The sequence below is a fragment of the Saccharicrinis aurantiacus genome, assembly GCF_001660705.2.
GTDB lineage: Bacteria > Bacteroidota > Bacteroidia > Bacteroidales > Marinilabiliaceae > Saccharicrinis > Saccharicrinis aurantiacus.
Genome location: NZ_LYBV02000034.1, coordinates 240,629 through 256,060 on the forward strand (window position 1 = coordinate 240,629; position 15,432 = coordinate 256,060).

At 33.7% G+C, this 15,432-nt stretch carries 11 protein-coding genes; all 11 read right to left on the reverse strand.

What is annotated here, in order from left to right:
• Positions 1–65: 65 nt before the first annotated feature.
• Positions 66–1,607, reverse strand: coding sequence for a lytic transglycosylase domain-containing protein (locus A8B35_RS17665; RefSeq protein WP_068474758.1), 1,542 nt, complete (start codon positions 1,605–1,607; stop codon positions 66–68).
• Positions 1,608–1,659: 52 nt separating this feature from the next.
• A complete protein-coding gene (locus A8B35_RS17670) occupies positions 1,660–2,304 on the reverse strand; it encodes a DUF5683 domain-containing protein (protein ID WP_245820814.1) in 645 nt (214 codons plus the stop codon).
• A 27-nt stretch (positions 2,305–2,331) separates the two neighbouring features.
• Positions 2,332–3,204 (reverse strand): ParB/RepB/Spo0J family partition protein, encoded by an 873-nt coding sequence (locus A8B35_RS17675; RefSeq protein ID WP_068474765.1) that lies wholly within the window; start codon positions 3,202–3,204, stop codon positions 2,332–2,334.
• 18 nt (positions 3,205–3,222) lie between these two features.
• The gene (locus tag A8B35_RS17680; protein ID WP_068474768.1) at positions 3,223–4,023 is read right to left on the reverse strand and encodes a ParA family protein; all 801 of its coding nucleotides are present in this window, start codon (positions 4,021–4,023) and stop codon (positions 3,223–3,225) included.
• Between the two features lie 171 nt (positions 4,024–4,194).
• A complete protein-coding gene (locus tag A8B35_RS17685) occupies positions 4,195–5,196 on the reverse strand; it encodes a bifunctional heptose 7-phosphate kinase/heptose 1-phosphate adenyltransferase (protein ID WP_068474770.1) in 1,002 nt (333 codons plus the stop codon).
• Between the two features lie 102 nt (positions 5,197–5,298).
• Entirely contained in the window at positions 5,299–7,764 is a 2,466-nt protein-coding gene (gene priA / locus A8B35_RS17690) for a replication restart helicase PriA (protein ID WP_068474772.1), read from the reverse strand.
• Between the two features lie 118 nt (positions 7,765–7,882).
• Positions 7,883–8,869: a Gfo/Idh/MocA family protein gene (locus tag A8B35_RS17695; RefSeq protein ID WP_068474775.1), complete on the reverse strand. Its 987-nt coding sequence runs from the start codon at positions 8,867–8,869 to the stop codon at positions 7,883–7,885.
• A gap of 8 nt (positions 8,870–8,877) precedes the next feature.
• Positions 8,878–11,436: a DUF3352 domain-containing protein gene (locus tag A8B35_RS17700; protein ID WP_139314929.1), complete on the reverse strand. Its 2,559-nt coding sequence runs from the start codon at positions 11,434–11,436 to the stop codon at positions 8,878–8,880.
• Between the two features lie 159 nt (positions 11,437–11,595).
• Positions 11,596–13,941 carry a type IX secretion system anionic LPS delivery protein PorZ gene (gene porZ / locus A8B35_RS17705; protein WP_068474781.1) on the reverse strand — a complete coding sequence of 782 codons (2,346 nt, stop codon included), beginning with the start codon at positions 13,939–13,941 and terminating at the stop codon, positions 11,596–11,598.
• Between the two features lie 3 nt (positions 13,942–13,944).
• On the reverse strand, positions 13,945–14,520 hold the full coding sequence (locus A8B35_RS17710; RefSeq protein WP_068474784.1) for a non-canonical purine NTP diphosphatase: 576 nt from the start codon (positions 14,518–14,520) through the stop codon (positions 13,945–13,947).
• 72 nt (positions 14,521–14,592) lie between these two features.
• Positions 14,593–15,426 carry a universal stress protein gene (locus A8B35_RS17715; protein WP_068474787.1) on the reverse strand — a complete coding sequence of 278 codons (834 nt, stop codon included), beginning with the start codon at positions 15,424–15,426 and terminating at the stop codon, positions 14,593–14,595.
• Between the last annotated feature and the right edge of the window lie 6 nt (positions 15,427–15,432).

Here is a 15,432-nt window from a genome sequence, read left to right on the forward strand (position 1 = left end):
AGTTCAGTTATATCTGAAAATCCAAGATAACAAAATCTAAATATATTAAAGCGCTACATGGCAAATTAACTCTTAGGCCTAATTTTTAGTTTTTGACCTGGGCTTAATTTTGACGCATCTGAAATACCATTAAGCTGCATGATATCGGCATTTGAAACACCTGGATATTTTTTAGCAATGGTCCACAAATTATCACCTTTTCTAACTGTATAAACTTCGTAATCTCCAGAATGCATTACCGGTGTTTTAACAGATGACTTAGATGCAATTACAACCGTTTTACCATCTAGATTTTTCTTCTGAGCATAGCTCATTTTATTTATTTGCTGATAATAAGCGACTTTATTATTAGGAACATATACTGCTAACTTCTGACCAACCTTTATAAGATTTCTACTTATATTATTCCAATATCTTAAATCCGAAGTTCTTACATCATACCAATCTGCAATTAAACCAACAGCATCGCCTGATTTAACCGTATAGTATAACTTAGTTTTATTCTTAGGTGCCGATGGTGCGTAATGATGGTTACTTGGCTCAACAAGCTTGTTTGATGCAAAATACTTTTCTCGCTCAAAAGAGTAGATAAACTCTTCTTTATCAATAAACGAATCAATACTTTTTGTTGGTAATTTTAGCGCATATTCTTTATTTATACTTGGCACAACATCTAAACGATAATGTGGATTGAGCTCTCGTAAAGTTTCAACATTAACATCCATCATAGCCGCTACTTGATTAAAGTGCAATAAATTATTGATCATTATTGTATCAGTTTCTAATACAATATCTGATTTTTGCGGACTGATTAAGTGCTCTTCATAATAATTCATAGTATATGCTGCAGCAATAAATGCTGGCACATAACCACGTGTTTCGCGAGGTAATCTATGATAGATTTCCCAAAAATCTCTTTTACCACCTGATCTGCGAATGGCCTTATTTACATTACCCTGACCACAATTATAAGCTGCTATCACCAAATACCAGTCGTTATACATTTCATATAAATCTGATAAATAGCTTATTGCTGCCTCTGTACTTTTTATAGGATCACGTCGCTCATCAACGTAAGAGTTAACTTGTAATCCATATTGTTTTCCTGTGGGATACATAAACTGCCACAAACCCGAAGCTCCCACTCTAGAAAATGCTCTTGGATTTAAGGCCGATTCAATTATCGGCAAATATTTCAACTCTAGCGGCAAACCGGCAGCATCAAGTTGAGCTTCAAATATTGGGAAATAGTATTCTGACAAACCAAGCATTATTGACACTTGATTTCTTTTTCGTTTTGTATACAATTCAATGTAAGCTTTTACCTTACTATTGTATGGGAAATTAATGGGAGACTCAATACTCTGTAAGCGATTAATATAAATTGAATCTGGAATATTCTTCAAGGCACGTTCTGCTGCTATCCTAAGCGAATCTGCATGAATAGACTCAATCCCTTTAAAGGCTAAATCATCAAGACTCTCAGTAAAAGCACCTTCTTCAACATCAGTTCCTAAATTAAGCGTATCCTTAAGTGCTATTTCAGTTTGAGCTGAAACACATATACATGTGATTAAAATTAATATGGTAGAAAATAATGTCTTCATTACAATGATTTTACTCTGTTGATAAAATTAAACTTGGCAAAAGAGAGTAGTGCTAAAATACAAGCCGAACCTGCAATCCAACATGATTAAACTGCGATCCGATAGGAGTTACGATAGGTTCCCAATGAATGCTAAGGTCGTTGCTAACATCATAGGTTTTAAAATGAGCATCTACACTTGCATCAACAAGGTTAAGAACATATACAAGTACAATACCAACATAACTTAAATCGCGATAGCGTTTGTAGTAATTTTTTTTATTTTCAAGTTGTCCCTCAAACCACGCATCTAAACGAGCATCATTTTTGAGATCATCCTCGTCATATACAGGTGGTAAAACATCTAAATAACTCTTATTATTGGGATCTTGAATTACATAATCGCGATAAGCAGTTTTGTATTTACTGTAATAGGTACTATTAAAATCAATGGCATAAACTAAACCACCAAGTGCTGCATAAACCAAAGGAATCTTCCAATACTTCTTATTATATGCTTGTCCTAAACCAGGTAGTATAGCTGAGTATAAGGTAGCTTTATGAGGAGAGTGTAACTTAACTTCAGGCTCGGGTAAAAAAACCAAGGTGTCTGCGACTTCAAAATATGCTGTGTCACTCTGCGCCTTTGCATTAATTGCAAAAGAGTTGAGGATTGCTATCAATCCAATTACCCGCAGACTACTTTTAATATTGATCAAAATAAAGCTTTTAAATGTATCGGTTTGTTACTTGTTATTTGCTTTATCCAGAATGCCAATGATTTTTTCTAAATCTTCATCCGATGCAAAAGGAATTACAATTTTTCCTTTTCCGTTATCATCACGAGAGAATTTAATATTTGTTTTAAAAACACTTGATATCTGATTACTCAATTGCTGATATTCTTCAGGCAGTTGAGGCTTAGTTGATTTTTTAGGTTCGCTAGGATTATTATATTCACGAACCAACTCCTCCACTTTTCTAACTGAATAATCGTTTTTTACAATTTCCTTAAACAGCTTAATTTGTTCTCTAGAGTTGTCGATTCCAATAATGGCACGGGCATGTCCCATTCCCAATAATTTATCTCTAAGCCCTAACTGAACTTCGGCAGGGAGTTTTAATAATCGAAGGTAGTTTGTTACTGTCGCCCTCTTTTTACCAACACGTTCCGACATACTTTCTTGTGTAAGATTACACTCATCTATCAAACGCTGGTAACTGATGGCAACTTCAATCGGATCTAAATCCTCACGCTGAATATTCTCAACCAATGCCATTTCAAGCATTGTATCATCATCAGCAGTTCGAACATAAGTAGGTACTTTATCAAGGCCTACCATTTTAGAAGCTCTAAACCTACGTTCTCCGGCAATTAACTGATAAGTATTACCTGATTTACGAACGGTTAAAGGCTGAACAATTCCAATTTCTTTTATAGAAGCGGCTAATTCCTGAAGCTTTTCTTCGTCGAAATGAGAGCGAGGTTGCCAAGGATTGGCTACAATTTTACTCACATCAATCTCATTCATTCCTGAGAGGGGCTTATTTTTTACAACATCATCTGTTCCTTCAATAAGTGCACCTAATCCTCTTCCTAAAGCATTCTTTTTAGCCATTCTGTATATTGTATTCTATTATTTTAAGACCTTATCTTTATTATCGATTTTAGTCATATTATTTTTCTGCAATAACTCACGTGCCAAATTCAAATAATTTTGAGCACCTCTAGAAGTTGCATCGTATTCAACAACTGCTTTTCCATAACTTGGAGCTTCGCTCAGCTTGATGTTTCGAGCAATTAGCGTTTCAAAAACCATATCTTGGAAGTGACGCTGTACTTCTTCAACAACCTGATTCGATAATCGTAAGCGAGAATCGTACATTGTTAATAAAAATCCTTCTATTTCTAAATCGGTATTTAAACGACTTTGAATGATTTTTATTGTATTTAAAAGCTTTCCTAACCCCTCAAGTGCAAAGTACTCACACTGTACTGGTATAGCAACAGAATCAGCTGCTGTTAGCGCATTAACTGTAATCAACCCTAGGGATGGAGAACAATCAATAAGAACAAAATCGTAATCGGCTTGTACTTGTGCTAACACATTTTTTAATACATTCTCTCTTTCGGGCTTATTGAGCATCTCAATTTCAGCACCAACAAGATCGATATGAGAAGGTAGCAAATCTAAACCTTCAATATTTGATTTTAATATAGCCGTTTTTGGTTCAATGTCATCTACGATACATTCGTAAATACTTGCATCAATTTCTCTTAAGTCGAAGCCCAAACCAGATGTGGCATTTGCCTGAGGATCGGCATCTACTAAAAGAATTTTATACTCAAGAACCGCTAAACTTGCCGCTAAATTAATAGCAGTTGTAGTTTTCCCGACTCCCCCTTTTTGATTTGCAAGTGCAATGATCTTTCCCATATTCAGTAATTAAATCAATTAAGTATTTTAAAATTACTTAGTTAAGCCAAATCAAGTTGTCTGATTTTTAAAGCTTGTCAAAGTTAAACTTTTAATTAAAATAACGTATACGAAAAACAGTATAAAAGTTACACTGATTATTTATAACCCAACTCTTTTAAAAAGCCTTAATTAGTCAGTAATTTTAACCAAGCACTCCTCTAAAAGAAGCTTTTTATTTATCGGAACAACTCCTGATTCTTCACAAACTAAGCCCCCTGCCATATTAGAGACGCGAGCAATCTTATTCAGATCCAACTTTTGTAACAGACACAAAGTGGCAACACTAATTACAGTATCTCCTGCTCCCGAAACATCAGCAATATTTCGTATTTCTGCAGGAACAATATAATTAGCTCCCCCTTTCTTGGAGATAAACACACCATATTCCGATAAGGTTACCATTAAAATGTCGATATTCTGATCTTCCTGAAACTTACAGGCAGCCTGCACCAACTCGTCACTAGGTCCTTTTTTAAGATCTAACTTACACCCTTCTGTAAACTCCTTAAAATTAGGCTTAAAGAATGTAACATTCTGATAGTCGATATAATTACGTTTTTTGGGATCAACTAATGTTGGTATACCAAGTTCATTAGCAATTGAAACAATGCGCTTTATTACTCGGGGCGTAATTACGCCTTTATCGTAATCTTCAAATATAATTGCGTCAATAGCATTATTTTCGATGACTGTGTGAAATTGCCCAAGAATTTTGGCTTCAGTTACTTCTGGGATTGGACTTGTTATTTCCTCATCTACGCGCAACAAATGTTGCTGTTGACTAATTACTCGAGTTTTAACAGTCGTCATCCTGTTTTCGCACCTTACGATCCCTTCACTGCTCAACTTTTGATTATCAAGTAAACTAAAGAAATCATGACTTCGTAAATCATCACCTATAACTGAGCACAAAATTGGATTGGCCCCTAAGGCTTGAATATTAAGGGCCACATTAGCGGCTCCTCCTAAGCGATCTTCACGACCAATACCCGATAATATAGGCACTGGTGCTTCTGGCGAAATACGATTAACATCTCCCCATAAATAGGAATCTATCATTACATCCCCAACAATGAGAATATTTTTATTATTAAAGGATTCGAATAAATCGTTGAAGAACTCTTTTGACATTTATATTGAGTTTGACCGTTTAACTTTATTGTACTATTTATAAAGACGCAGCAAATATAAAACAAATATTAGCAGCTAAAAGCAATATTCATTTTTGAACCACTACATTGGATCCACGTCGATTTGAATTTGAGCGGCTTTAAATGCCGGATGAGAAAGCGACGCAATTATTGCTTGATTAATTAATTCCTTAACTTTTTTAAGAGATGCACCTTTCTCAATTTTTACCATCACCTTACGTAAATGCCAATTTTGAATTTTGCTGATTGGAGGTTCTTGCGGACCAATAACTCTTGAATCAAATATCGATCGTAAATAATTAGTAAAATAATCTGCGACTTGCTCAGCTAGCCTATTGTTTTTATGTCGTACAGTGAAATAGACGAGTCGATAAAAAGGAGGATATTTAAACAACTCACGCTCTGCCAATTGCTCATTATAATGATTCTTGAAATTATTATTGATCACATCCAAGATAACAGGATTATCAGGATTTGTAGTTTGTAATATCACTTTTCCCTGTTTATTCTTACGCCCTGCACGTCCGCTTACTTGCGACATTAACTGAAATGAACGCTCAAAAGCCCTAAAGTCGGGATAGTTAAGCATACTGTCTGCATTCAATATACCTACTATACTAACATTATCGAAATCTAATCCTTTCGATATCATTTGAGTACCTATTAATATATCAACCTCGCCACTCTGAAAGCTATTGATTATTTTCTCATGTGCCTTTCGAGTTCTGGCTGTATCTAAATCCATACGCAACACCGAAGCCTCTGGCAACATTAACTTTACATCCTCCTCTATTTTTTCAGTCCCAAAACCTTTAGTTTCAAGCTCATGAGATTCACAAGCCTTACAAGTGCGTGGCAAAAAATAACTATGCCCACAATAGTGGCATATCAACTGATTATTATGCTTATGATAGGTCATACTGACATCACAATAATCGCATTTGGGCACCCACGCGCACTGATTACATTCTATATAAGGTGAAAAACCTCGTCGGTTTTGAAATAAAATAACCTGTTCATTTTTAGCTAAGGCACCTCTTACTTCATCAATTAAAATTGGAGAAAAATTGGTTACCATGCGTTTTTTTCGTCGCTCTTCTCTTACATTAGAAGTAATTATCTCGGGCATCTGAATACCTTCGTAGCGATTAAACAATTCTACCAATCCGAATTTGCCTATCTGCGTATTATAATAGGTCTCAATGGATGGTGTTGCAGTTCCTAACAATACTTTTGCCTTATGCATGGCTGCTAAAACAATTGCGGTATCGCGGGCATGATATCGTGGTGCTGGGTCAAATTGCTTATAGGTATTCTCATGCTCCTCGTCAATGATAATTAATCCCAACTTATCAAAAGGAAGAAAAATTGAAGAGCGAACTCCAATGATAACCTGATAATTATTCTTCTTCAGTATATCATCCCAAACTTCAACTCGTTCTGCATCGCTATATTTAGAGTGATAAACACCCAACTTATTTCCGAACACGGCCTTAAGTCGCTGCGTTATTTGAGTGGTTAAGGCAATCTCTGGTAACAGATAAAGTACTTGATTACCTAGTTTTATTTGTTCCTCAATTAAATGTATGTATATCTCAGTTTTTCCACTTGATGTAACACCATGCAACAAAACCGCATCTTTTTCGCGATATTGAGCTTTAATCTCCACATAAGCTTTTTCCTGTTCGCTTGTAAGCGGATGTAATTCTTTAATTTGCGTATCGCTTTGATTTAGGCGAGAGATAATCTCGTCCGTCTCTTCAAGGATTCCTTTTTGCACTATCTGCCTAATTGCTGCCCCCGTAGTATCACATTTCTTTTTCAGCAAATCACGCGTAATTGTTTTTGCAAAATTCTCAGGATGCGCTCCTCCTATTAAGGTAAGCAAAGTCATTAGTACCTCAAGCTGCTTTTTTGCTCTACCCAATTGCGTAAAAGCATTCTGCAACATTTGTTCCTTTTGATACTTTGCTGAAATTCCAATAATCTTTTGTGTACGAGGCTTAAAACCATCTTTCAGTTTCTCACTCACAAATAAAGCTTCCTTATCGAGTAATCGCTTTACAGTAGGTAGTGCATTTTTAATTTCCGAAAGATTATTAAGCTCTTGTATAGAGGCTACCTTCTTCTCTTGAAGAATATCTAAAATCTGGGATTCTTTTTGAGTTAAAGCCTCTTCTTTCTCCCAATCTGCGTTATAATGAATCTTTGTTTCACTCTCTAACTTTAAACCCGCAGGTAATGCAGCTTTATAAACCTCACCTAGGGTACACATATAATAATCGGCAATCCATTGCCAAAAATTAAGTTGGGTTATTGTAACTACAGGTGTTTCGTCGAGTACTGTACCAATTTCCTTAACCTCATAATCTTGCGGCTCATTATCATGTAATTGATATACTACCCCCGAATAGAATTTCTTTTTTCCAAAGGGTACAATTACTCGCATTCCTACCTCTAGATTCTCTGCTATATCCCAAGGTACAGCATAAGTAAATAGCCGTGGAAGCGGAACTGGTAAAATTATATCAGCAAATATCTTATACATTTATGAAAAATGAAATTTTATTGAATTGACGAAAGTATTAAGAATTTGTGGTTTTCTCAGATTTACAAATAAAAAAAGCCCAACTGTTATAGTTGAGCTCGTATTACAATTAGTTTGTTTATAATGTAACCCAACTATTTATTTCCGATGATTTAAATATCGCATCAATAACTGCTGCATTATTAATTGAATCTTGAGCAGATATGGGAAGATCTTGATTCTTAATAATTGCCTCAGCAAATGCTTCAAACATCAAGCCATATTGATCGCTTACTTCAAATGTAAGCTTTCTACTGCCTTGAGCAGTGTGCACCCACACTTCACTCTCCGTATCAACATAAGTATTAAACGGAATAGGTATAGATATTCGCCCTGCTGCGCCTACAATTTCAACATTCTGGTTTGCTTCAGATAATGTTGATACATTAAAAGTTACATTAGTACCTTCAAAATCCATTAGGGCCGATGATAATGTATCTGTTTTTGTTTCCTCGTTTCTATTCAATAAAGAAACTACCCTTTTGGGTTCACTCCCTAATAAAAAACGAGGTACAGAAACGGCATAACAGCCAATATCATACATCCCTCCTCCACCGAATTCTTTAATATTTCTAATATTAGCTATACTCGGATTGTTATACGAAAATGCGACATTAATATACTGAATGGCTCCAATTTGGTTGGTATCAACAATGTTTTTAACATGTAACCATAATGGATGAAATTTATACATAAAAGCCTCCATCAACAAAACATTTTTTTGCTTTGTGTAAGTAAATACATCTAATGCTTCTTCTCTATTAAGAGAAATGGGCTTTTCACACAATATCGGCTTATTTGCATCAGCACATTTTTTAATCCATTCACAATGCAGATGATTGGGAAGTGGTATATAAATGACATCAACATATTCGTCGCTAAGTAAATCCTCATAGTTACCATAGCTGACAGGAATCCCAAATTTACTAGAAACCTTTTTTGCCTTTTCTTCAGATCTTGAGGCTATAGCGTATAACTCACAATTATTCGTGTTTTTTAGAGGTAGTATAATTCGTTTAATTAAATGGTTTGATGCCCCTAATACCCCTATTTTAAGTTTATCCATAATTGAATCTATTGAACTGTATAGTTATACAAATAATTATTTTCCCCTCCAACAATTAAATTAAAGTTAGATTTCTTTTTAGTGAGAAACCCAATACTAAAACGAGAAGAACCTTTTAAAGGGAAGTTTTTATAAAACGACCCATCCTTATTAATAAGGAAAATCTTTTTGTTTTCTTCATCATAAACACCAATTTTATAATCGGTAGACGAGAATTGATAAATATCTGCATGCAACGCTAAAGTCCCCTTAATATCAATTGATGCCATTTCTTTAAACTTATTATTATAAATCATCACTTTATTCTGTGTGACTAAAATATACGATGTTTCACTACCTTTACTAACCATAGTAAAGTAATGCGAAAGCTCTGTATTAAGAAGGTTTTTAGTTGTAACATTACCATCTTTCAAATCAATGAATCGGATATTTGCATAAGTATCTGTGGTAACTAGTTTATTGTTTACACAGAAAACTGAACTTAATTTATTACGTGAGAAATCGTCCTTGATGGTGAGCCTAGTTTCTCCTCTACGATTCAAAATATAATTCCTATTCTCATCGGCATAAATAATATAATCGTTTCCATTATTTCGAATGTGCTGTATTTCTTGACTGACAATATGCTCTGATTTGGAGGCTTTCCAACCTGTAATTATACTCCCTTTTTTATCATACACTTGAGTTTTATGATCTGCTGTCGCAATAAAAATCCGATAAATTTTGTTTTTATCATAGTCAAACAAGGCTAAGCCATTGGTAGCTTTATTTGATAGATTGATGGGGTAACGCTCAACATTATTGCCATTTCTATCTAACAAATAAATACGATCCTCTGTATTAAATAAATATTGAAGTTTATTATTCTTATAGAAATCAATTTGATAAATATCACTGAGTATTGGTTTGTTGAGTTTTTTCTCCCACAAAATTCTACCATCTGGAGTTATAAGATAAACTTTATTACTCAAATCCTGAATTAATATTTCCTTTTCCTTTGTATAATGATTTAGTACAATACTTGGCTTAAAGTGCACAGAGCTATCAAGTTTACTTTGCCATATTGTTTGCGGCTCTTGGCTACGCGAAGGGTTATGTTGTATGCAAATATTAGAATACAGCATATTATTGTTAGTTGCCAATTGAATTCCTAAGCCATAAAAGTTATTAAGAGCTTCTTTCTGCTCTGCGTTAGGATTTAATAAAGTACACTTTGGTTTAGGGTTAAAATGTTTGGCTACATTCGCTAGATTACAATAAAAATAAACATTCTGCTTTGAAGCAAAATTTTCTGAGAAGATTTTATTATAACTATTATAATGGATAGTTTTACCTAGAATATTAGCATATAGAATCTGCTTAAGCGATTCTTTAGTATTTGCGAAGAATATATGATTATTATAAAATGAGAAATATTTGCTTGGAGTATAAGGGAGTAAATGTTTGAAGATATTCGTAAAATCGTTTTCGCGATCGTTTTTATAAATAGCGATCTTTGTTTGTTTATCTAACTGGTAAAAACTTGTCTCCTTTAATGGCTTGTTAAATAGCTTAGATAGACTACTTTTTGCTCTGTTCTCACTTTTGGTTTTCAACACTAAAAAACTGCCTTCTTTAGGGCTTAAACTATTTATATTCGCATCAACTAATGCAAATTCGCTATCCATTAATTCAAAAATTAAACCTTCAGAATTGCCATTTGAAAACCCTTTTTTATAATCCGATTGAAGATTATTATTTTTAAGGTACGTATTAAGATTATTCTTAAGCTTTACTGATTTGTTATAAGTATAAGCAAGGATAAGACCGGAATTAGCCGGAATTACTTTTGAAATCTTAGAATATTGTGGACTACAATCTTTAAATATCTGATTTAATTTATTCTGATTCTCGTTAGAACTAATAAAACCATTCAATAACAACTTATCATCCTTAATATTTACATCAAACTCAGCCCAAGATCCAAAAAACTTCAACCCTTTAAGTTCAGGATAATAAGATCTATCAAACAATGGTAATAGAGCATCTGGTATTCTATTAAAGTTAACAAACAGATTTGCATCATCCGATTGCCCCATTGTTTTTAATACCAAATTAAAAGAAGTATCATCTAACAAGGAGATTGCAGATTGAACCTGTCGTATCGATTTTTCTACTAAAAGACTTGACTTACTTACTATTAAAATACCCGAGGTGAAAGAAACATAGTAATTATCTGATTGTGGTAATACTATCTCATATATATCATTAGCATTATACCTTCTCTTGTCAACATGAAGTCCATTGGGTAAAGATCCTCTAAGGTAATCTTTGATACTACTTTCTTCAGCTTTATTTTTTAAGCGATATAAGTATAAAGCATCAATTGACTTATCGCCACTCGTGTGTAAAGAAACACTTAAATTATTTGATAAAATTTGATTAAGAGGGGTCTCTACTACACTATCAATGAGTACATCTGAATGTTTGACAAAATCATTAAACCAATTAAAACTTTCAAGTTCTTTTTTGTAATTAGTTTTATTTAGAATTGTTTTATAGGTCCCCTTTAAGTTATTAATACGCATAATACAAAACGCATTATCTGGAACAGCCTTTATTATATTATTATTACTATAATTTTTTAAACTTGAGAAATAAATGTAACAAAAAACGAGGCTTAGAAATAGTACAACAGATAGTATAATTAGCGTTACCTTTTTAAGCATTATTCTCTAAATCTAAAATTAATTTATAATCATTATTTTTGTGGATACAGTTTCAGATCCATCTTTATTTGTAGCGTATACAATATACACTCCTGACTTTACTTTATCATTGTAAATATTACGCCCATTCCAAACCAAACGCCCTCCAAGTGAGATACCTTGATAAACTAATTTACCGCTGACATCTGTAATACGCACAGTTGAGTCGTCAACTAAATTTGCAATAGTAATCACACCCTCATACCCAGGCTGAACAGGATTTGGAAATGCATAGACTTCATTATACGACTCTTTACCATTTACTGCTTCATTCATATAAGAAACTATCCCATTATCTGTCCCAAAATATACCATCCCATTACTTGGGTCAATCGCAATTGTAGTTATAAAATTTGAAAGTAAAGGAGAATTATCTTTATTAAAGTGATGAATCGTTTTAATGCCATCTGGTGAAACACAGTAGACACCATCAGTTTCTGTCCCGATCCACTTTCTATTTGCACCATCAGTTTGAATCGCAGTAATCACAACATTATCCAATAAGTAATCTGCTAAATCACTACTATCCTCTCTTGAAATTTTGATTCGAGATGCAACAGGCTTTTCTTCTTCAAATATTCTTTCTGGCCGATAATATACAAGAATACCTGAATTCGTACCTATCCATATGTAACCATCCTTATCTTCACAGAGTGCATTTGGAGTTACATCAATAACTGCTCCATTTTCATCCCAGAATTTTAAATATTCACAACGATTATCTTCAGATCCTTGAATGGGACCTTTTACAGTATCATCTGAAGCATCTTCTAATGTGTTATTAAAATCAAACACATAAAGTCCTTCATTTATATATTTACATGTACTCCATAAAAAGCCTTGTGAAGATATAATCATATTTCGGTATTTTGCGGCTTGTTCATTACTTGCAAAATAATAATATTCGTTTTTACGCCAATCTCGTTTCTCATTCCCGAATTTAACTTGAATTGGAAAACTAATGGACTGATTATTTGCATAGAGATTACCATCATCATCTATAGCTAAGCCATTTATTAAGTCCCAAGAGTCTACTGGTTCAATGGTACTGTTAATGTGTGTAAAATGGTTAGATACTTTGCTATTTTCAAATTCAACTATTCCATATCTACTAGCAATATAAACTTTGTTATGATTGTTTGGATCAATAGCAATATCACAAAAATTTCTTAACCCAATTAATTTTGAGTCCGTATATTTATTAATCGCTTCCCAGCTCCCTTGCTTAAGAATTGATAATTCTGCCGGATAAGCGGTAGGAGTATATGAATTTTCATGTGGGATACCTGGTACAGCATATACAACACCCTCTGAAGCAGCAATTTTAAATGTCCTATTTGTTGAAGGTCCGTTAGGCAAATATTGAATATCGTTAAATGCTTGCTTTTCGACCAAACCTAAGACTTCATCTCCAAGCCAAGTCTTATTACCATCTTCTATTACGGAAGTAAAGTTGGGTGTAAAGTTTTTATCTTCAAGGTCATAAAATGTAATTTTACCTTGAAGTTCAAGATTTTTATTTGAGACCTGTATACTATCCTCATATATTGAATATATCACTTCCTCTGTCTGCTGATATTTTACAAAAGAAGATTCAATAGCACGCGAGCTCCAATTGTTTCCTATATTATTCTCTTCATACAATTTATTATTTGATTTTCTGACAGCTAAAATTCCTGAACCATGAGGAATAATATCGAGAAACTCATTGGCTGGATAAACATTCTTCCAAGTTTCATAAAATGCAAGCGCATTACTTGCTATAGGAGCTCCTAATAAGCCAATATCAGTCGCTGCATAGATTGAATCATTTTGTGTACAAATCTGATTTATCTTTATCTCCGCTGCATTATCCCCAATATAATAGGTATCCTCGATCTCGTGATTTTTATAATCAACCACCAATATTCCAAAATCTGTAGAACAGAAAGCTTGCTTATTTACTATAGTAATATTATTAATAACTTTCGATACTGATAATTGCTTTAACTTAAGGTCGGGAATATTAATACAATTATCACCCTCAATTATATCTATATTCCCATTTGCATAACCAATCATAACACTCTTCTGATCAGGAAGAATTATTGCTGCTGATATATCCACATCACTTAACCTGTTAAGCTTTGTGTATTTCGTCATTGTTTCTTCTTCTGAATCAACAACAAAATATCCATTACGTGCAAAAGAAAATATTTTATTCTCTGATTTCTGTACCTGAAACACATCATTCACAGCTATATGCTCTTGCCAAGCCCCAATAGGAACTTGAGAAAAAATAGCAGAATACGAAAGTGATAGTATAATTAATAATACCTTATTCATTATTTATAACTGATTTAAAAAGCCTATCAATTTATTAACCGCCAATGCTCTATGACTTATTGTATTTTTCACCTCGAAATCCATTTCAGCAAATGTCTTTGTATAACCATCAGGAATAAAGATTGGATCATACCCGAACCCCTTACTTCCAATAGGCGATTCTGAGATTACACCATTCACAATTCCTTTAAATAAAAACTCTTCGTTATTTATGATTAATGAAATTACCGTCTTAAATCTGGCCTTTCTATTCTCAACTCCTTTTAGGTTACTCAAAAGCAATTCTATATTTGCGTTAGGATCTTTAGCCTCACCAGCATACCTGGCACTGTAAACCCCTGGTTCTCCATTCAAATATTCCACTTCGAGACCAGTATCGTCAGCAAAACAGTTTATTTGATACTTATTAGCAACAAACGACGACTTCTGAGTAGCATTAACTTCGATAGTATTGCCTGTTTCTGGAATTTCGCTAAAACAACCTATCTCGTCCAATCCTTTTAACGAGATCGAGTTCTGTAGTAATTCTTTTACCTCTGATAATTTATTCGGGTTATGAGTTGCAAATACAAGATTCATATTTTATTTAATATTGTTACAAAACAAAAAACAACGGCAGGTAGACGTTGTTTTTTTATTATGCAAATTTAATTAGAAACCACCGTAACCATATTTCATTAAATCAGTTCGCGGATTTACGACCATTGCAGGTATTTTATGCTCATTAGCGATAATTTGCTGCTCTGCTGTTCCAAGCACATAATCATGAAAGGCTATATCCCTAGTTGTCATTGTCATAATTACATTAGCCTCTATTTGTTTTGCAAATGCAATTGTCTCTTGGGCTAAAGATTCTTTTCCTGTTGAAATAGACAATTCGTAATTTATATTCCTCTCTGAAAGAAAATTCTTACAAAATGCTAGATTAGCTTTCGTTCTAGAGTCAACCTCACCTCCTTTATTTGAGATTCCGAATAGATAAATTTTTGTATGATAAAATTTACTTAAAAAATCCACCCAAATTAGCTTCTCTTTGTTTTGAGTTTTGAAATTAACAGGAAAAACTATTTTACGAACCTCATTTGGAGCAGGAGGATCCTGAACCACTAAAAAAGGGATTTTAGAACCAACAATAACTTTCAGCGCCCAACTTCCAGTTAACTTTTGCATCCCCTTAATTCCATGCGTTCCCATAACAAGCATAATGGCGCCTATCTCATCGGCAACACTATTAATTGTTTTAAAAATAGTACCCTCTCTTACTATTCCTTTAAATGTAGTTTTAGGATTGATGGATTTAAGTTTTAGTATTTCATCATTTAATGTAACAGTTACTTTATCGATGTCATCATCCTTTTTTACTATATGCAGCAAGGCTATAGTAGCATTTTGCTTCAATGATAAAATTTTAGCATGCTCTATTGCATTGAATGCTACAGGCGTAAAGTCGAATGGTACAACAATGATTTTTTCAGAATTCTCCATATGTGT